The organism is Nocardioides sp. NPDC051685, assembly GCF_044453405.1.
Lineage (GTDB): Bacteria > Actinomycetota > Actinomycetes > Propionibacteriales > Nocardioidaceae > Nocardioides.
Genome location: NZ_JBITCR010000009.1, coordinates 122122 through 139883 on the forward strand (window position 1 = coordinate 122122; position 17762 = coordinate 139883).

Genomic DNA, 17762 nt, shown 5'->3' on the forward strand with positions numbered 1-17762 from the left:
TGGCAGGATCGCCGGTATGCGTCATTCACTCGCCGGCAGGGCAGAGACCTCCATGCAGGCCCGCCTGCTCGCCCAGCTCCGCGACGAGGGCCCGCTGTCGCGGGTGCAGCTCGCCGATCGGCTGAACGTCTCCCGCACAACCATCGCGGCCGAGGTCGGTCGGCTCACCGAGCTGGGCATGGCCCACGAGGTGGGGCCGGCGGCCTCTCGGGGCGGCCGGCGCTCGACCCTGGTCGACCTGGCGCCGGACATCCGGTTCGTCGGCATCTCCATCGGCGCCACCAGCATGTCGGTCGGCCTCACCGACGGGCGGCTCTCGGTGATCGACACCCGCACCCGCGCCTGTGACATCCGCAGCGGCCCGGAGAAGGTGCTCGCGACCGCGCTCGACGAGGTCCGCGCGCTCCTGGACGAGCACGGCGTCACCGAGCCGATGGGGGCGGGCGTCGGCGTACCGGGGCCGGTCGACTTCCACCGTGGCGTCTCGGTGTCGCCGCCGATCATGCCGGGCTGGGACGGCTACCCGGTACGCGACGCGGTCGCTCGCGAGCTGGGCTGTCCGGTCGTGCTCGACAACGACGTCAACGTGCTCGCGGCGGGGGAGCAGCACGCCGGTGTCGCCCGTACCGCCCGTGACTTCCTCTATGTCAAGATCGGCACCGGCATCGGCTGCGGCATCGTCGTCGACGGGGAGCTCTACCGCGGCGTCGACGGCTGTGCCGGCGACATCGGCCACATCCGCGTCGAGGACTTCGGCCCGACCTGCGCCTGCGGCAACACCGGCTGCCTGGAGGCGTTCTCCGGGGGAGCGGCGCTCGCCCGCGAGGCGCTCGCCGCGGCCCGGTCCGGGCGTTCGCCGGTGCTGGCCGAGCTGCTCGCGGAGAAGGGCGAGCTGAGCGCCGAGGACATCGCCGTGGCGGTGGCTCGCGGCGACGCCCAGGCTGTCCAGCTCATCCGGGAGAGCGGCCACCGCATCGGTCAGGTGCTCGCCAGCCTGGTCTCGTTCTTCAACCCCGGTCTCATCGTCATCGGTGGCCGGGTCAGCAAGCTGGGCCACGGCCTGCTCGCCGAGATCCGCAGCGTGACCTACCGCCGCTCGCTACCGCTGGCGACCGGCAACCTGCCGATCGTGCTCAGCGAGCTGGGTGACGAGGGCGGGGTCATCGGCGCCGCCCACCTGATCAGCGCCTCGGTCTACGCGCCCAGCAGCGGAGAGGCGTAGACCCCACTTCCGACGGCTCCAGAGGCCCACTATCGTCCCATCTTTCGAAATTCTCTTGCGAAAGTACGCAAGTCGCTTGACGTGACCAGCGTCACATCGCTACGTTCGCGGACGATCTCGCTCCCCTCCCATGACAGCGAGAGAAGGAGATGGACCGTGCGCAGATTCACCCTCTGGAGCGTCGCCACCACCGTGGTCTCCGGCCTCCTGGTTCTCCCCCTCACGACGTCCGCGGACGCGGCCCCCACGGCCGACCCGCCGCCGGACTCCGACTTCGAGAAGGTGACCCTCAACGATCGCCCCGGTGAGCCGATGGACCTCGCGGTCCTGCCCAACGGGGACGTCCTCCACACGACCCGTGCCGGGAAGGTGTGGCTCAACGATGCCGACACCGGCGTCAACAGCGTCGCTGCCGAGTTCGACGTCTACCAGCACGACGAGGAGGGTCTGCAGAGCATCGCTCTGGACCCTGGCTACAACGGCCGGACCAACAAGTGGGTCTACGTCTACTACTCGCCGCCGATGAACACCCCCGTCGACGACCCGGCCACGCCGGACGTCAACGAGGGCGACGCCCCGGAGTACGGCACGCCCGCCGACTTCGCGCCGTTCAAGGGTGCGATCCGCCTCTCGCGCTACCAGTACGCGGGCGGCAAGATCGACCTGTCCACGGAGCAGCAGATCATCGACGTACCGGTGGACCGGGGGCGCTGCTGCCACGTCGGCGGCGACATCGTCTTCGACTCCGCGGGCAACCTGATCCTCGCCACCGGTGACGACACCGACCCGTTCCAGTCCGACGGGTACGCCCCGCTCGACGACCGGGAGAACCGCAGCCCTGCCTTCGATGCGCGGCGTACGGCGGCCAACACCGACGACCTGCGCGGCAAGATCCTCCGGATCAAGCCGAAGGCCGGTGGCGGCTACACCGTCCCCGCCGGGAACCTGTTCGCTCCGGGCACCGACAAGACCCGCCCGGAGATCTACGCGATGGGTCTGCGCAACCCGTTCCGGATCGAGATCGACCCGCAGACCGACCGCATCTTCGTGGCCGACTACTCACCTGACGCCGGCACCGCGAACCCGGACCGCGGACCGGCGGGCCAGGGCAAGTGGACGGTCGTCACGAAGCCGGCCAACTACGGCTGGCCGCTGTGTGCGACCGCCGAACTGCCCTACCGCGACTACGACTTCGCGACCGGGACCTCGGGACCGGCCTTCGACTGCGACGCCCCGGTCAACGACTCGCGGCACAACACCGGCCTGACCCAGCTCCCGCCGGTCACCCAGCCGACCGTCTGGTACACCTACGGCCAGTCCGAGAAGTTCCCTGAGCTCGCCACCGGCGGCATCGCGCCGATGGCCGGCCCGGCGTACGACTTCCAGAAGTCGGCCACGAAGGACCCGCTCTCCGGGGCCTGGCCGGAGTACTACGACGGCGTTCCGCTGTTCGCCGAGTGGGGCCGGGACTACATCAAGGGCATGCGGCTCGACGCCGACGGCGAGCTCACCGGCATCGAGTCGGTGCTCTCCACCTTCGTCACGGACAACGTGATGGACCTGGAGTTCGGCAAGGACGGCTCGCTCTACATGCTCGAGTACGGCGACGGGTTCTTCAGTGAGAACGAGGAGGCCCAGGTCTCCCGGATCGACTACATCGCCCGCACCGGCAATCACACCCCGAAGCCGGTGATCAGTGCCGACAAGACCGCAGGTCAGCCGCCGCTGACCGTCGCCTTCGACAGCGCCGGGACGACCGACCCCGACGGCGACAAGCTCGTCTACCAGTGGGACTTCGACGGTGACGGCACCTTCGACGCCACCGGGAAGACCGCCACCCACACCTACGCCGAGCCGGGGGCCTACCGGGCCACCCTGACGGTCACGGACAAGGGCAAGACGGGTCGCGGCAAGCATGCGTCCGCGGACGTCGACGTGGTCGTCGGCAACGATGTGCCGGTGGTGACCCTGGCGACCAGTCCGGCACCCGGCGAGGCGTTCCACTTCGGTGACACGGTGCACTTCCAGGTCGAGGTGACCGACGACCAGCCGGTCGACTGCGACCGGGTCTCGGTGACGTACGTCCTCGGCCACGATGAGCACGGGCACCCGCAGTCCACGGCGAACGGCTGCAGCGGCTCGATCGTGACGACCGTCCCGGGCGGCCATGACCCCGGGCAGGACGACCTGAATGCCGTCTTCGTGGCCGAGTACACCGATCCAGGTGACGGCGACATCCCGGCACTCACCGGCAGCGACGAGGTGGTGATCGCTCCCAGCGAGTGACCCTCGCGAATCGACCCGAAAGGGGCATCCGGCCAATCACGGCCGGGTGCCCCTTTCGGCTACTTTGTCCAATTACTTTTCAAAGTTCGACAGAAACTTTGCAGAAACCGTCGCGAAAGCCTTGTACAACGTGAGCCGGGTCACTAGTTTGTCTCTCGGCCACCGAATTCTGTGACTGCCATCACAGATGTGGCTGTTGAGCGACCCCCACCACGAACCCCGGACAGGAGGCCACCGTGCGCGATGCCGACATCACCGTGCGGGTCTCCGCCACTGCCGACCCGGCTGCGGTCCGGTCCGCGCGGATGGGCCTGCTGCTCCGGTCGCTGCGCGACGGCGGTCCCCGCTCGCGGGGCCGCCTGGCCGAGGAGACCGGGCTGACCCGCACGGTCGCGGCCGGGCTAGTCGACGAGCTCGCCGAGCTCGGGCTGGTCTCGTGCGAGGACGCCGGCCGCCGCGGCGCCGGGCGCCCCGGCGTCCGGGTCCGGCTCGTCGGCCGCTCGGTATGCGGGGTCGGCGCCGAGATCAACGTCGACCACCTCGCCGTCGTCGCCCTCGACCTGGCCGGCTCGGTGATCGCCGAGTTCCGCCTCGGCATCGACGGCCGCAGCCTTCCCCCGGAGGGCGTGCTGGCCGAGCTCACCGGTCTGGTCGCCGACGCCCTCGCCGAGGCACGGACCGCCGGCGCCGCCGTCGCCGGCATCACCGTCGGCGTCGCCGGCCTCGTCGACACCGCCACGCAGCGGGTCACCCTCGCGCCCAACCTCGGCTGGCGCGAGATCGACGTCGTCGAGGACGTACGCCGCCGGCTCGCCGACGTGGTCGTGGCGGTGCCGCCGGTGCGGGTGGCCAACGAGGCCACCCTGGCGGCGACCGCCGAGCTCGACCCAGCCGACGCCGACCGTGCCGACATGGTGGTGCTCTACGGCGAGGTAGGCCTGGGCGGCGCTGTCGTCAGCGGCGGCCGGGTGGCGCCGGGCCGGCACGGCTGGGCCGGCGAGATCGGCCACCTCCCGGTCGACCCGCGCGGTCGCCTCTGCGGCTGCGGCCGCACCGGCTGCTGGGAGACCGTGGTCGGCCTGCGGGCCCTGCTCGAGGCGGCCACCGACCCCGACGACCCGATCCGCGACCCCGCGCTCAACCTGGAGGAGCGGCTCGCCACCCTGGTCGAGCGGGCCCGGCTCGCCGACGGCCGCACCCTGGCCGCGCTGGACGAGGTCGGGACCTGGCTCGGCACCGGCGCCGCCGTCCTGGTCAACACGCTCAACCCCGGCACGGTCGTGCTCGGCGGCTACTTCGCCACGCTCGGCGAGTGGCTGCGCCCGGCGGTCGAGGCCCGGCTCGCCGCCGACGTCCTCGCGCCGCGGGCCGGCGGCACCCGGGTCGCGATCTCGGCCTTCGGCCCCACCGCCGCCGTACGCGGCGGCGCACTGGTCTCCCTGGAGCCGGTGCTCTCGGACCCCACCGCCCTCGCCGACCTGCCCGAACTGCACGGAGGAACCCGATGACCCAGTCCCCGACGCCGTCGCCCGACGGCCCCACCGCCGACGCGGTCGGGGGTGACGTACTGCTGGAGATGACCGGGATCGTGAAGCGGTTCCCCGGCGTGCTCGCCCTCGGCGGCGTCGACCTCGACGTCCGTGCGGGGGAGGTGCACTGCCTGCTCGGGCAGAACGGTGCCGGCAAGTCGACCCTCATCAAGGTGCTCTCGGCGGCGTACCAGCCCGACGAGGGGGAGATCCTCTGGGAGGGCGAGCCGGTCCGGCTGACCACGCCGGTCGCCGCCATGAAGCGCGGCATCTCGACCATCTACCAGGAGCTCGACCTGGTGCCCGGGCTCACCGTGACCGAGAACGTCTTCCTCGGCCACGAGCTCGCCACGGCCGGGTTCAGCCGCCGCGCCGAGGCGACCCAGCGGGTGCGTACGCTCCTGGCCCGGCTCGGCCACAGCGAGGTCGACCCGAACCGTCTGGTCGGTGACCTCTCACCGGCCGGGCAGCAGATCGTCAGCATGGCGCGGGCGCTGTCCCACGACACCCGCCTGCTCATCCTCGACGAGCCGTCGGCGGTCCTCGACCAGGAGGAGGTGGACAACCTCTTCCGGGTGGTCCGCGGCCTCACCGCGGAGGGCGTCGCGATCATCTACATCTCCCACCGCCTCGAGGAGATCCGCCAGATCGGCGACCGGATCACGGTCCTCAAGGACGGCCGCACCGTGGCCACCGGGCTCTCCGTCGCGGAGACCCCGACCCGGGAGCTGATCACGCTGATGACCGGCCGCGAGATCGAGTACGTCTTTCCCCAGCGCCCCGCGACGCGACCCGCTCGGGACACCACGCCGGTGCTCGAGGCCAGCGGCCTGTCCGGCGACCGCTTCCGCGACGTCGACCTGCGCGTCCACGCCGGCGAGATCGTCGGACTGGCGGGCCTGGTCGGCTCGGGCCGCTCGGAGATCCTCGAGACGATCTACGGCGCCCGCCGCTCCAGCGCGGGCACGGTCAGCGTCAACGGTCGACGGCTGCGGCGCGGCTCGGTCCGCGCCGCCGTGGCCGCCGGGATCGGGCTGGCTCCCGAGGAGCGCAAGAGCCAGGGACTGCTGCTCGACCAGGCCGTCTACCGCAACGTGACGGTCTCGTCCCTGAACAGGTTCTCCATGGGCAGCTTCCTGGACAGCGGCGCCGAGCGGCGCGCCGCCGAGGAGCTCAGCCGCTCCCTCGACGTACGTCCCGCGGGGGTGGACCGCCCGGTCCGCAACCTGTCGGGCGGCAACCAGCAGAAGGTCGTGCTCGCCCGGTGGCTGCTGCGCGACTGCAAGGTGCTGCTCCTCGACGAGCCCACCCGGGGCGTCGACGTCGGGGCACGCACCGAGATCTACAACCTCGTCCGCCGCCTGGCAGACGAAGGTGTCGCCGTGGTCGTGGTGTCCAGCGAGGTGGAGGAGGTGCTCGGTCTCGCCGACCGGGTCCTCGTCATCAGCGAGGGCTCCGTCGTCCACGAGGGACCCGCCACCGAGATCGACGAGTCGAAGGTCCTGGACCTCGTGATGGAAGGAGAGGTCGCATGAGCGACACCCCCACGGACGCTGCGGTGACCCCGGCGGCGACCCCGGCCGTGACCCCGGCGGACACGGCCCGGGTGGAGAAGGAGGCTGCGGGCGGCCGCAGGGCCGAACCAGGGGGCCTCGTCCGGCTGCTGCGCAGCGGTGGCGGCCACAACCTGGGTCTGGTCCTGGCGCTCGCGCTGCTGGCCCTGGTCGGTGTCGTCTCCGGTGGCGAGCGGTTCGCCTCGGTCGACAACGTGATGACGATCCTGCGTCTCGCCGCGGTGATCGGCGTGGTCAGCATCGGGATGACGTTCGTCATCACCGGCGGCGGCATCGACCTCTCGGTGGGTGCGCTGGTCGCGCTCTCCTCGGTCTGGTGCACGACGCTGTCGACGCAGGCGATGGCCAACGACTACCACTGGATCTTCATCGTCACCACGGCCCTCCTGGTCGGGGCGGGCGCCGGCCTGATCAACGGGCTGCTGGTGGCGTACGGCGGGGTGGTGCCGTTCATCGCGACGCTGGCGATGATGGCCAGTGCCCGCGGTCTGGCCGAGATCATCTCGGCGCGCAAGACCCAGATCGTCAGCGTGCCGGGCTTCACCGATGCGCTCTCCCGGGACGTCCTGGGGATCTCGCTGCTGATCTGGATCTTCGTCATCGTCGCCGTGATCGGCTGGGTGGTGCTCAACCGCACCACCTTCGGCCGGCGCACCCTCGCCATCGGCGGCAACCCGGAGGCCTCGCGCCTGGCCGGCATCAATGTACGCCGCCACACCGTGCTGCTCTACGTGCTCGTCGGCCTCTGCTGCGGCATCGCCGCGGTCATGCTGGTCGCCCGCACCACGACCGGCAGCGCGACCCACGGTCAGCTCTACGAGCTCGAGGCGATCGCGGCCGTCGTCATCGGCGGCACGCTGCTCTCGGGTGGCCGCGGCACCATCGTCGGCACCGTCTTCGGCGTGCTGATCTTCGCGACCCTCACCAACGTGTTCGTGATCAACAACCTCTCGATCTCCGCTCAGGCCTTCGTCAAGGGCCTGATCATCGTCGCCGCCGTGCTGCTGCAGAAGCGGTTCGCCCGACGGCCCGGGTCATGACGGCCGTACGTCCTCGGACTCATCCCTCCTCCACCCTCGCCCGACCAAGGAGCACCTCCATGAAACTGAAGTCCACAGCAAGAATCGCGGTGGCCGGCCTCGCTGCGCTCGCCCTCTCGGCCTGCATCAGCAACACCCCCGAGAAGTCCGACAACGTCGGCGGTACGTCCAACGCCAAGGCCGGCTCCAACGACGAGAAGGGCGACCAGGTCGTCATCGGCTTCTCGGCGCCTGCCGCCGACCACGGCTGGATGGGCGCGATCAGCGACCAGGCGAAGGCCGCGGGCGACTCCTACGAGGACGTCGACCTGCGCGTGGCGGAGGGCACCAACGACGTCAGCCTCCAGATCAGCCAGGTCGAGACCTTCATCAACGACAAGGTCGACGCCATCGTGCTGCTGCCCTTCGACGGTGCCGCGATGACCCCGGTCGCGCTCAAGGCCATGCAGGCGGGCATCCCGGTCATCAACGTCGACCGTGAGTTCAACGACGCCAACGCCGCCCGGGTCACCGTGCTCGGCGACAACTACGGCATGGGCGTCTCGGCCGGGGCGTACGTCTGCGAGCAGGCCGACGGCAACAAGAACGCCGTCGTCGCCGAGATCGCCGGCATCGACTCGCTGCCGCTGACCCAGGACCGCAGCAAGGGCTTCAAGGACGCGCTGGCCGAGTGCGGTCTCGACGTCGACAACCGCGTCGCTGCCGACTTCACCGTCGAGGGCGGCGAGAAGGCGGCCGCCAACCTGCTCCAGGCCGCGCCGAAGATCGACTTCCTGTGGAACCACGACGACGACCAGGGCGTCGGTGTCCTGGCCGCGATCCGCAACGCCGACCGTGACGAGTTCACCATGATCGGCGGCGCCGGCTCGGCCAACGCGATGCGCGAGATCCAGTCCGGCAAGAGCGTCCTCAAGGCCACCGTCATCTACCCGTCCACGCAGGCCGCCGACGGCATCAAGCTCGCCCGGCTCCTGGTGCAGCAGAAGGCGATGTCCGACCTGGTCGAGGTGACCGTGCCGCGCACCATCCAGCTGGACGCGCCGGTCGTCACCGAGAAGAACGTGGACGAGTTCCTGCCCACGGCCTTCGAGTCCTGACCCACGCCCGACTGCAAGGTCGCTCCGTGCTCGGGCACGGAGCGGCACCACCGAGACACAGGATCGAGTTCCGATGACCGAGCAGAACGCCACGCTCGGGGTGGGGATGATCGGCTACGCCTTCATGGGCGCCGTCCACTCCCACGCCTGGCGAAGTGCCCACCGCTTCTTCGACCTTCCCCTGACCCCGCGGATGCAGGTCCTCTGCGGCCGTGACGCGACCCGCGTGGCCGAGGCCGCCGACCGGTTCGGCTGGGAGGAGAGCGTCACCGACTGGCGAGACGTGATCGCCCGCGACGACGTCGACCTGGTCGACGTGTGCACGCCCGGCGACACCCACGCGGAGATCGCGATCGCCGCGCTCGAGGCCGGCAAGCACGTGCTGTGCGAGAAGCCGCTGGCCAACAGCGTGGCCGAGGCGGAGCGGATGGCCGCGGCCGCCGCGGTGGCCGCCGAGCGTGGGGTGCGGGCGATGGTGGGGTTCACCTACCGCCGGGTGCCAGCGATCGCGCTGGCCCGGAAGCTGGTCGCCGACGGTCGGCTCGGTGAGCTCCACCATGTGCGCGCGCAGTATCTCCAGGACTGGCTGGCCGACCCCGAGACGCCGCTGAGCTGGCGTCTCGACAAGGCCAAGGCCGGCTCGGGTGCGCTCGGCGACATCGGGGCCCACGTCATCGACCTGACCCAGCACATCACCGGCGACCGCATCCTGGAGGTCTCCGGGATGCTGGAGACGTTCGTCAAGGAGCGCCCGGTGGCCTCGGCCTCCTCGGGGCTGTCCGCTTCCGCGGGAGCCGGACGCGGTCCGGTCACCGTCGACGACGCCGCGGTCTTCATGGCCCGGTTCGCGGGGGGAGCTGTCGGTTCCTTCGAGGCCACCCGCTTCGCCACCGGCCGCAAGAACGCGATCCGGATCGAGATCAACGGGTCGAAGGGCAGCCTGGCTTTCGACTTCGAGGACATGAACGTCCTGCACTTCCACGACGCGACCATCCCGGATGCCGAGGGCGGCTTCCGCCGGATCGTCGTCACGGAGCCCGAGCACCCGTGGATGGCCGCTTGGTGGCCCCCTGGCCACGGCCTCGGCTACGAGCACGGCTTCACCCACCAGGTCGTCGACCTCGTCCGGGCGCTCGGTGAGGGCACCGAGCCGACCCCGACGTTCGCCGACGGCCTCCAGGTGCAGCGCGTGCTCGCCGCCGTCGAGACCAGCTCCGACACCAGGTCGTGGCAGGAGATCCCCACCTGACCCGACCCCGCCGTCGCCCTCGCCCCTGAAACTCCTCCACTCAGCTCGAAGGGACACCAACATGTTGTACGGATCGAGACGGATCAGAACCCTGATCGCGGGCGCTGCCCTGGTGGCAGTCGCGGGACTGGCCCCGGGCCTGTCACCGGCACCGGCCGCGAGCGCCGACGGCGTCGGCGGGAGCGAGGGGGTGGGGACGTACGACGTCCTGGTCTTCTCCAAGACCGCCGGGTTCCGGCACGGGTCCATCCCCGACGGCATCGCGGCGATCGAGCGGCTGGGAGCCGAGAACGGCTTCACCGTGACCGCGACCGAGGACGCGGCGGTGTTCAACGACACCGACCTGGCGGCGTACGAGGCGGTGCTGTGGCTCTCCACGACCGGTGACGTGCTGGACGCGGGGCAGCAGGCGGCCTTCGAGCGCTACATCGAGGGCGGTGGCGGCTACGTGGGGGTCCACGCGGCCTCCGACACCGAGTACGACTGGCCCTGGTACGGCGGCCTCGTCGGCGCCTACTTCGCCGGTCACCCCGCCCAGCAGACCGCGACGGTGAAGGTGCACGCGCACAACACCGCGGCGACCGCCGAGCTGCCGAAGCGGTGGACGCGCTGGGACGAGTGGTACAGCTTCCGCGACCGTCCGGCCGACTCTATCCGGGTCCTCGCCGGCCTCGACGAGGGCAGCTACGACCCGGGCCGGTTCGCCATGGGCGACCCGCACCCGATCGCCTGGTGCCACCGCTACGACGGCGGCCGCGCCTTCTACACCGGCATGGGCCACACCTCGGAGTCGTTCACCGAGCCCGCGTTCCTCTCCCACGTGCTCGGGGGCATCGAGATGGTCGCCGGGGTCGCTCCGTTCCGCTGCGAGGCGGGCTGATGAGCGGGAGAGTCGGCGTCTGGCTGGTCGGTGCCTGCGGCTCGGTGGGGGTCACGACGACGGTCGGCGCCCTGGTCGTACGGGCCGGGCTCGCCGGACGGGTCGGGCTGGTGTCCGAGCAGCCCGAGATCGCCGCGGCCGGACTGCCCGCGCTCGACGACCTGGTGATCGGCGGACACGACCTGTGCGCCGAGCCGCTGGCCAAGCGGGCCGAGCGGCTCGCCGCGGGCGGGGTCGTCCCCGCCGGGATCCTGCCGGCGATCGCGAGCGAGCTGGAGGAGGTCGAGGGGCGGCTGCGTACGGGCTATGACCCGGCGGGCGCCGAGCCGCAGGGTGCTGCGGTCGAGCGGCTGGCCGCCGATCTGGTGGCCTTCCGCGAGGAGCACGGGCTCGAGCGGGTGGTCGTGGTGGACGTGGCGAGCACCGAGCCACCTGTCGAGGTCACCGACGGTGGGCCGCTCGCCGACCCCGACGCCCTGGAGCACGCGCTGGCCGCGGGGGAGTCGCCGCTGCCGGCCAGCTCGGTCTACGTCCTGGCGGCCTATCGGGCAGGCTGCCCGGTGGTCTCGTTCACGCCCAGCCCAGGGCCGAGGCTGCCGGTGCTCGTCACGCTCGCCGATCGGGCCGGGCTGCCGTGGGCGGGCTCGGACGGGAAGACCGGGGAGACGCTGCTGAAGTCCGCGCTGGCGCCGATGTTCTCGACGCGGGCGCTGCAGGTCAACGCCTGGGCCTCATACAACATGCTCGGCGGCGGTGACGGCGCCACCCTCGCCGACCCCGCCAACGCGCAGAGCAAGCTCGTCACCAAGGCCCAGGGGCTCGAGGCGATGCTCGGTCACCCGGTCGAGGGGCCGATGCACATCGACTACGTGCCCGACCACGGCGACTGGAAGACGGCCATCGACCACGTCTCCTTCGAGGGGTTCCTCGGGGTGCGGATGTCGCTGCAGTTCACCTGGAGCGGCTGCGACTCGGCACTGGCCGCGCCGCTGGTGCTCGACCTGGCGCGGCTCACCCTGCGCGCCGTCGAGGTGGGGGAGTCCGGTCCGCTTCCGTTCGGGTTCTTCTTCAAGGACCCGGCCGGCTCCACCGAGCACCGGCTCGGCACCCAGTGGGAGGAGCTGGTCGCCTGGTGCGGCCGGGTCGGTCGGGTGGACCGATGACCTCTCGAGCCCGCGCCTTCGCCGAGCTGGTCCGGCTGCCCGCGGCCCTCACCGTGCCGGGCGACACCCTGGCCGGGGCGGCCGCGGCCGGTCCGCTGCGCGCCCGGTCGCTCGCGATGCCGGCCGCCTCGGTGGCGCTCTACTGGGCCGGGATGGCGCTCAACGACTGGGCCGACCGGGACCTCGACGCCGTCGAGCGGCCCGAGCGGCCGATCCCGTCGGGCCGGGTCACCGCTCGGCAGGCGCTCGGGGCGGCCGTCGGTCTGACCGCGGCCGGTGTCGGGCTGGCCGCGCTCGCCGGAGGCCGTCCCGCCGCGGTGACGGCAGTGGCCCTGGCCGGGGCGGTGTGGGCCTACGACACCGTCCTCAAGGACACGCCCGTTGGTCCGGTGGCGATGGCGGCGGCCCGAGGTCTCGACGTGCTGCTCGGGGCGAGCGCGGGCGGGCGTACGCGGGCCGGGCTGGTGCCCGCCGGCCTGCTGGCCGCACACACCGCCGGGGTCACGATGCTCAGCCGGGGCGAGGTCCACGGCACCCGGCCGCTCACCGCGAGCCTCGCCGGCGGGGTCACGGTCGCGACCGGTCTGGCGGCGGCCGGCCACGGGCGGACGGCGCTTCCCGTCGCCCTCGCCGCGACGTACGCAGGCAGTGTCGGCTCCGCCCAGCTGGCCGCGGTCTCCTCGCCGGATGCCGGCACGGTCCGCCGGGCCACCGGTGCCGGGATCCGCGGCATGATCCCGCTGCAGGCCGCGCTCGTCGCCCGCCGCTCGCCCTTGGCCGCGGTCGGGCTGCTGGCCGCCGGCCCGATCGCCCGGGCCGCCTCGAGGGTGGTGTCACCGACATGAGCGCGCTGCGGTTCGGCTACGGCACCAACGGCATGCACAGCCACCGGCTCGAGGACGCCCTGACCGTCCTGGCCGACCTGGGCTATGACGGGGTCGCGCTGACCCTCGACCACCTCCATCTGGACCCCTACCGGCCGAACCTCGCCGGCCGCGTGGCGCGGATCGGCGACCGGCTGGACGAGCTCGGCATGTCCGTGGTGATCGAGACCGGCGCGCGCTACATCCTCGACCCGCTCCGCAAGCACCACCCGACCCTGCTTCACCCCGGCCCCGACGCGGGCCGCCGGGTGGACTACCTGCACCGTGCGGTCGAGGTCGCCGCCGACCTCGGTGCCGAGGCGGTCTCGTTCTGGTCGGGCGCGCTGCCGGACGGGGTCGCCGAGGAGCGGGCCTGGGGGCGCCTGTGCGACGGCGTGTGGCGGATCCTCGACCTCGCGCAGCGGCGCGGGGTCGTGTGTGCCGTCGAGCCCGAGCCCGGGCACTTCGTCGACACCCTCGATGCCGTGCTCGAGCTGCGGCGCCGCCTCGACGATCCCGAGCTGCTCCGGGTCACCCTCGACCTCGGTCACGTGGTCTGCAACGAGCCGCGCGGGATGGCCGAGACCATCCGACTGGCCGGTCCGCTGCTGGCCAACGTGCAGGTCGACGACATGGTCGAGGGCGTCCACGAGCACCTCGAGCTCGGCACCGGCGAGGTGGACTTCGCCGCCGCGCTCGGCACCCTCGTCGAGATCGGCTACACCGGTCTCGCCGCGCTCGAGCTGCCCCGGCAGTCCCATGCGGCCCCGGCCGTCGCCGAGCGCTCGCTCGCGTTCCTGCGCGAGACCCTCGCTGCCCTTCCCGACGACGAGGAGGTGCGGGCATGAACGAGACCCTTCTTGCAGGGTGGTGTGCCGAGATCGAGGCCGACCCGACCCGGATCCGGACCCGCTTCCCGGCCGCGGCCAGGGAGATCGGCCGCACACCGGGCACCTCGCCGGCACCTGGTGAGGACCGGGTCGAGGACGACGTACGGGTTCGGCTGCTGAGCGCGCTCGGCCGCGGCCTCGCGGACGACGCCGACGGGCTGAGCACCGAGGTGCGCGACCTCTACCGCTTCGGCGACGCCGACGAGCGGCGTGCGGTCCTGCTCGGCCTCGGACACCTCGCGGATGCGATCGGTGACCGCGCGGTCGACCTGCTCCACGACGCGCTGCGCACCAACGACCCGCGACTGGTGGCCGCTGCTCTGGGGACGTACGCCGCTCGTCTCGAGGACGCCGCGTGGCGCCAGGCCGTCCTCAAGTGCCTCTTCGTCGGGGTGCCTCTCCGTCTTGTCGCCGGCCTCGAGGTGCGGGCCGACGACGAGCTGCGCCGGATGGTCGCCGACTACGCCGCCGAGCGGCGCGCCGCCGGCCGCGAGGTGCCCGCCGACGCCCTGCCCTTCCTTCCCGTCCCCACACCCACGACTCGGGAGTCCTGATGCGCATCTTCGACCCGCACATCCACATGAGCTCACGTACGACCGACGACTACGAGGCGATGGCGGCCGCCGGCGTCCAGGCCCTGGTGGAGCCGGCGTTCTGGCTCGGCCAGCCGCGGACGAGCGTCGACTCGTTCATCGACTACTTCGACGCGCTGGTCGGCTGGGAGCGGTTCCGGGCCTCGCAGTTCGGCATCGCCCACCACTGCACGATCGCGCTCAACCCGAAGGAGGCCAACGACCCGCGCTGCACGCCGGTCCTCGACCTGCTGCCGCGCTACCTCGCCAAGGACGGGGTGGTCGCGGTCGGCGAGGTGGGCTTCGACTCGATGACGGAGGACGAGGAGAAGGCGTTCAGCAGGCAGCTGGACCTGGCCCGGGAGTTCGCGCTGCCCGCGCTCGTGCACACGCCCCACCGCGACAAGCTGGCCGGGACCCGCCGCACCCTCGACCTGGTCGAGGCGGCCGGGATGGAGCCCGGGATGGTCCTCGTCGACCACCTCAACGAGGTGACCGTCGACGTCGTCGACCAGGCGGGGGCTTGGATGGGCTTCTCGATCTATCCGGACACCAAGATGGACCCCGACCGGATGGTCGCGATCCTCGAGCGCCGCGGTCTCGACCGGGTGCTGGTCAACTCCGCCGCCGACTGGGGTCGGAGCGACCCGCTGCGTACCCGGGCGACCGGCGAGGCGATGCTCGCCGCCGGCTTCACCGAGGACGACGTCGACCGGGTGCTGTGGCGCAACCCGGTGGAGTTCTTCGGCCAGAGCGGACGGCTGCTGCTCGACGTACCCGAGGCTGACCAGGGCGCCACCTTCGCCGGCAACTCGCTGCTGCGGGGTGAGCGGGCATGAGGTTCCGCCATCGCGACGGCACGGTCGTCCACCTCGGCTACTGCAGCAACGTGCACCCGGCCGAGGATGTCGACGGCATCCTCGACCAGCTCCGGCGCTACGCCAGTGAGGTGCGGTCCCGGCTCGGGGTCTCCCGCCTCGGTCTCGGGCTCTGGCTCCCGGCGGCGACGGCCCACGAGCTGGCCGGCGACCCGGCCACGCTGGACCGCCTGCGCGCCGGCCTGGACCGCCACGGCCTGGAGGTCGTCACCCTCAACGCCTTCCCCTACGCCGGCTTCCATGCCCCGGTCGTGAAGCGCGACGTCTACTCCCCGGACTGGTCGACCCGGCGCCGGCTCGATTACACCCTCGCCTGTGCCCGGGTGCTGGCGGCGCTGCTGCCCGACAATGCCTCCCGCGGCAGCATCTCGACGCTTCCGCTGGGCTGGCGCACCCCGTGGTTCACCGACCGCGACCGAGCGGCCCGGGAGCTGATCGGCGAGCTCGCCGACGGGCTGGCCGCGATCGAGACCGAGCACGGCCGGCCGGTGCGGGTCGGGTTCGAGCCGGAGCCCGGCTGCGTCGTGGAGACGACCCGGGACGCGGTGACCCGGCTCGCCGGGCTCGCCCCTGAGTATCTCGGCATCTGCGTCGACACCTGCCATCTCGCCACCCAGTTCGAGGATGCGACCGAGGCGCTCGACCGGCTGCAGGTGGCGAACCTACCGGTGGTCAAGGTCCAGGTCTCCGCCGCCCTGCACGCCGACGACCCGAGCGACCCGGCGACCCGGGAGGCCCTGGCCTCCTACGCCGAGGACCGCTTCCTCCACCAGACCCGCGAGCCGCGCGGAGCACGGGTGGACAGCCGTGACGACCTGCCCGAGGCGCTCGCCGGTCATCGTCCGCTGCCGGCCGAGCATCCCTGGCGGGTGCACTTCCACGTACCTCTCCACGCCGATCCGGCGCCGCCGCTGCGCAGCACCCGCGACCACCTGGCCGGCACCCTCGACGCGCTCCTCGGCGGCCCGGTGGCGCACACCGACCACCTCGAGGTGGAGACCTACACCTGGGGGGTCCTGCCCGAGCGGGTCCGCCCGGATGGGGGCGCCGGTCTGGTCGCGGGCATCGCGGCCGAGCTGGCCTGGACACGGGACCGGCTGCTCGAGGCCGGTCTGGAACAGCTGCAGGAGGCATCGGCATGAGTGACAAGCTGCTGGTCATCGACGTGGTCGGGATGACCCCCGAGCTGCTCCGGCACATGCCGCGGGTGCGGCAGGTGGGGGAGTCGGGGTTCACTGCCGAGCTCGGCACCGTGCTGCCCGCGGTCACCTGCTCGGTCCAGTCCACCTTCCTGACCGGCGCGCTGCCGCGCGACCACGGCATCGTCGGCAACGGCTGGTACTTCCGCGACCTCGGCGAGGTGCTCCTGTGGCGCCAGCACAACGCGCTGGTGCAGGGGGAGAAGCTCTGGGACGTCGTCCGCCGGCGCCGTCCCAACGCGTTGGTCGCCAACATCTGCTGGTGGTACGCCATGGGTGCCGACGTCGACACCACGGTCACCCCGCGCCCGGCTTACCACGCCGACGGCAAGAAGTCGCCGGACTGCTGGACCTGGCCGCCCGAGCTGCACGACACCCTCACCGCGGAGCTGGGGCCGTTCCCGCTGTTCACCTACTGGGGGCCGACCGCGTCGATCAAGAGCTCGGCCTGGATCGTCGCGGCCGCCCGCAAGGTCATGCCCGACCACGACCTCACCCTCGTCTACGTCCCGCATCTCGACTACGACCTGCAGCGGTTCGGCCCCGACAGCCCGCAGGCGGTCCAGGCGGCCCGCGACGTCGACGCCACCCTGGCGCCGCTGCTCGACGACGCCGAGGCCGCCGGCGTACGCGTCGTGCTGCTCAGCGAGTACGGCATCACCCGCGCCTCCCGCCCGGTCGACGTCAACCGGCTGCTGCGCCGCGAGGGTCTCCTGCACGTTCATCACAACGCCACCGGCGAGCTGCTCGACCCGTGGACCTCGCGGGCCTTCGCGGTCGCCGACCACCAGATCGCCCACGTCTACATCAAGGACCCCGCCGACCTGGAGCGCGTCCGTGACCTCCTGCAGGGGCTCGACGGGGTCGCCGAGGTGCTCGACCGCACCGGCCAGGCGGCGTACGGACTCGACCACGAGCGCGCCGGCGAGCTCGTCGTGGTGGCCGAGCCGGATGCCTGGTTCACCTACTACTACTGGCTCGACGACGCGAACGCGCCCGACTTCGCCCGCGGCGTCGAGATCCACAGGAAGCCCGGCTACGACCCCGCCGAGCTGTTCCTCGACCCCGAGGACCGCTGGGTCAAGCTGCGCGCCGCCACCACGCTGGCCCGCAAGACGGCCGGGCTGCGCTACGCCATGAGCGTGGTGCCGCTCGATCCCGCCCCGGTCTCCGGCAGCCACGGCCGGCTGCCGGACGACCCCGACCACGGCCCCGTCCTCGTCTGCTCCGACGCCGCCGCCAAGCGCGACCGGTTCGAGGCCACCGAGGTCCGCGACCTGCTCGCCTCCCTGCTCTGACGTGCTCTGACCCCTCTGATCC

Annotated in this window: 15 protein-coding genes; all 15 read left to right on the forward strand. The window is 72.1% G+C overall.

The features are described from left to right. Positions 1–16: 16 nt before the first annotated feature. A complete protein-coding gene (locus ACIA03_RS23045; protein ID WP_396986858.1) occupies positions 17–1222 on the forward strand; it encodes an ROK family transcriptional regulator in 1206 nt (401 codons plus the stop codon). A 156-nt stretch (positions 1223–1378) separates the two neighbouring features. Next, complete coding sequence (locus tag ACIA03_RS23050; protein WP_396986860.1) at positions 1379–3508, forward strand: PQQ-dependent sugar dehydrogenase; 2130 nt, start codon at positions 1379–1381, stop codon at positions 3506–3508. A gap of 236 nt (positions 3509–3744) precedes the next feature. Beyond that, positions 3745–5016 carry an ROK family protein gene (locus tag ACIA03_RS23055; protein ID WP_396986862.1) on the forward strand — a complete coding sequence of 424 codons (1272 nt, stop codon included), beginning with the start codon at positions 3745–3747 and terminating at the stop codon, positions 5014–5016. Then, positions 5013–6572, forward strand: coding sequence for a sugar ABC transporter ATP-binding protein (locus ACIA03_RS23060; protein WP_396986863.1), 1560 nt, complete (start codon positions 5013–5015; stop codon positions 6570–6572). The genes ACIA03_RS23055 and ACIA03_RS23060 overlap by 4 nt, the downstream gene beginning before the upstream one ends. After that, positions 6569–7651, forward strand: a complete 1083-nt coding sequence (locus ACIA03_RS23065) for an ABC transporter permease (RefSeq protein WP_396986865.1) — start codon at positions 6569–6571, stop codon at positions 7649–7651. The genes ACIA03_RS23060 and ACIA03_RS23065 overlap by 4 nt, the downstream gene beginning before the upstream one ends. A gap of 59 nt (positions 7652–7710) precedes the next feature. Next, positions 7711–8748 (forward strand): substrate-binding domain-containing protein, encoded by a 1038-nt coding sequence (locus ACIA03_RS23070; protein WP_396986867.1) that lies wholly within the window; start codon positions 7711–7713, stop codon positions 8746–8748. Between the two features lie 73 nt (positions 8749–8821). Further along, entirely contained in the window at positions 8822–9997 is a 1176-nt protein-coding gene (locus ACIA03_RS23075; protein WP_396986869.1) for a Gfo/Idh/MocA family protein, read from the forward strand. 61 nt (positions 9998–10058) lie between these two features. Next, positions 10059–10877, forward strand: a complete 819-nt coding sequence (locus ACIA03_RS23080) for a ThuA domain-containing protein (RefSeq protein WP_396986871.1) — start codon at positions 10059–10061, stop codon at positions 10875–10877. Further along, positions 10877–12040 carry an inositol-3-phosphate synthase gene (locus tag ACIA03_RS23085; protein WP_396986873.1) on the forward strand — a complete coding sequence of 388 codons (1164 nt, stop codon included), beginning with the start codon at positions 10877–10879 and terminating at the stop codon, positions 12038–12040. Before ACIA03_RS23080 ends, ACIA03_RS23085 begins: the two co-directional genes overlap by 1 nt. Then, positions 12037–12885: an SCO3242 family prenyltransferase gene (locus ACIA03_RS23090; RefSeq protein ID WP_396986875.1), complete on the forward strand. Its 849-nt coding sequence runs from the start codon at positions 12037–12039 to the stop codon at positions 12883–12885. Before ACIA03_RS23085 ends, ACIA03_RS23090 begins: the two co-directional genes overlap by 4 nt. Then, positions 12882–13751 carry a sugar phosphate isomerase/epimerase family protein gene (locus ACIA03_RS23095; RefSeq protein ID WP_396986877.1) on the forward strand — a complete coding sequence of 290 codons (870 nt, stop codon included), beginning with the start codon at positions 12882–12884 and terminating at the stop codon, positions 13749–13751. Before ACIA03_RS23090 ends, ACIA03_RS23095 begins: the two co-directional genes overlap by 4 nt. Continuing rightward, complete coding sequence (locus ACIA03_RS23100; protein ID WP_396986879.1) at positions 13748–14347, forward strand: EboA domain-containing protein; 600 nt, start codon at positions 13748–13750, stop codon at positions 14345–14347. Before ACIA03_RS23095 ends, ACIA03_RS23100 begins: the two co-directional genes overlap by 4 nt. After that, positions 14347–15204 (forward strand): TatD family hydrolase, encoded by an 858-nt coding sequence (locus ACIA03_RS23105; RefSeq protein WP_396986881.1) that lies wholly within the window; start codon positions 14347–14349, stop codon positions 15202–15204. The genes ACIA03_RS23100 and ACIA03_RS23105 overlap by 1 nt, the downstream gene beginning before the upstream one ends. Beyond that, complete coding sequence (eboE, locus tag ACIA03_RS23110; RefSeq protein WP_396986883.1) at positions 15201–16385, forward strand: metabolite traffic protein EboE; 1185 nt, start codon at positions 15201–15203, stop codon at positions 16383–16385. The genes ACIA03_RS23105 and eboE overlap by 4 nt, the downstream gene beginning before the upstream one ends. Then, positions 16382–17740 carry an alkaline phosphatase family protein gene (locus tag ACIA03_RS23115; RefSeq protein WP_396986885.1) on the forward strand — a complete coding sequence of 453 codons (1359 nt, stop codon included), beginning with the start codon at positions 16382–16384 and terminating at the stop codon, positions 17738–17740. Before eboE ends, ACIA03_RS23115 begins: the two co-directional genes overlap by 4 nt. The last annotated feature ends 22 nt before the right edge of the window (positions 17741–17762 follow it).

Bases quoted from the DNA above. Each gene is read 5' to 3' on its own strand.
- ACIA03_RS23045 (WP_396986858.1), top strand. From the start codon at position 17: ATGCGTCATTCACTCGCCGGCAGGGCAGAGACCTCCATGCAGGCCCGC.
- ACIA03_RS23060 (WP_396986863.1), top strand. From the start codon at position 5,013: ATGACCCAGTCCCCGACGCCGTCGCCCGACGGCCCCACCGCCGACGCG.
- ACIA03_RS23065 (WP_396986865.1), top strand. From the start codon at position 6,569: ATGAGCGACACCCCCACGGACGCTGCGGTGACCCCGGCGGCGACCCCG.
- ACIA03_RS23070 (WP_396986867.1), top strand. From the start codon at position 7,711: ATGAAACTGAAGTCCACAGCAAGAATCGCGGTGGCCGGCCTCGCTGCG.
- ACIA03_RS23075 (WP_396986869.1), top strand. From the start codon at position 8,822: ATGACCGAGCAGAACGCCACGCTCGGGGTGGGGATGATCGGCTACGCC.
- ACIA03_RS23080 (WP_396986871.1), top strand. From the start codon at position 10,059: ATGTTGTACGGATCGAGACGGATCAGAACCCTGATCGCGGGCGCTGCC.
- ACIA03_RS23085 (WP_396986873.1), top strand. From the start codon at position 10,877: ATGAGCGGGAGAGTCGGCGTCTGGCTGGTCGGTGCCTGCGGCTCGGTG.
- ACIA03_RS23090 (WP_396986875.1), top strand. From the start codon at position 12,037: ATGACCTCTCGAGCCCGCGCCTTCGCCGAGCTGGTCCGGCTGCCCGCG.
- ACIA03_RS23095 (WP_396986877.1), top strand. From the start codon at position 12,882: ATGAGCGCGCTGCGGTTCGGCTACGGCACCAACGGCATGCACAGCCAC.
- ACIA03_RS23100 (WP_396986879.1), top strand. From the start codon at position 13,748: ATGAACGAGACCCTTCTTGCAGGGTGGTGTGCCGAGATCGAGGCCGAC.
- ACIA03_RS23105 (WP_396986881.1), top strand. From the start codon at position 14,347: ATGCGCATCTTCGACCCGCACATCCACATGAGCTCACGTACGACCGAC.
- eboE (WP_396986883.1), top strand. From the start codon at position 15,201: ATGAGGTTCCGCCATCGCGACGGCACGGTCGTCCACCTCGGCTACTGC.
- ACIA03_RS23115 (WP_396986885.1), top strand. From the start codon at position 16,382: ATGAGTGACAAGCTGCTGGTCATCGACGTGGTCGGGATGACCCCCGAG.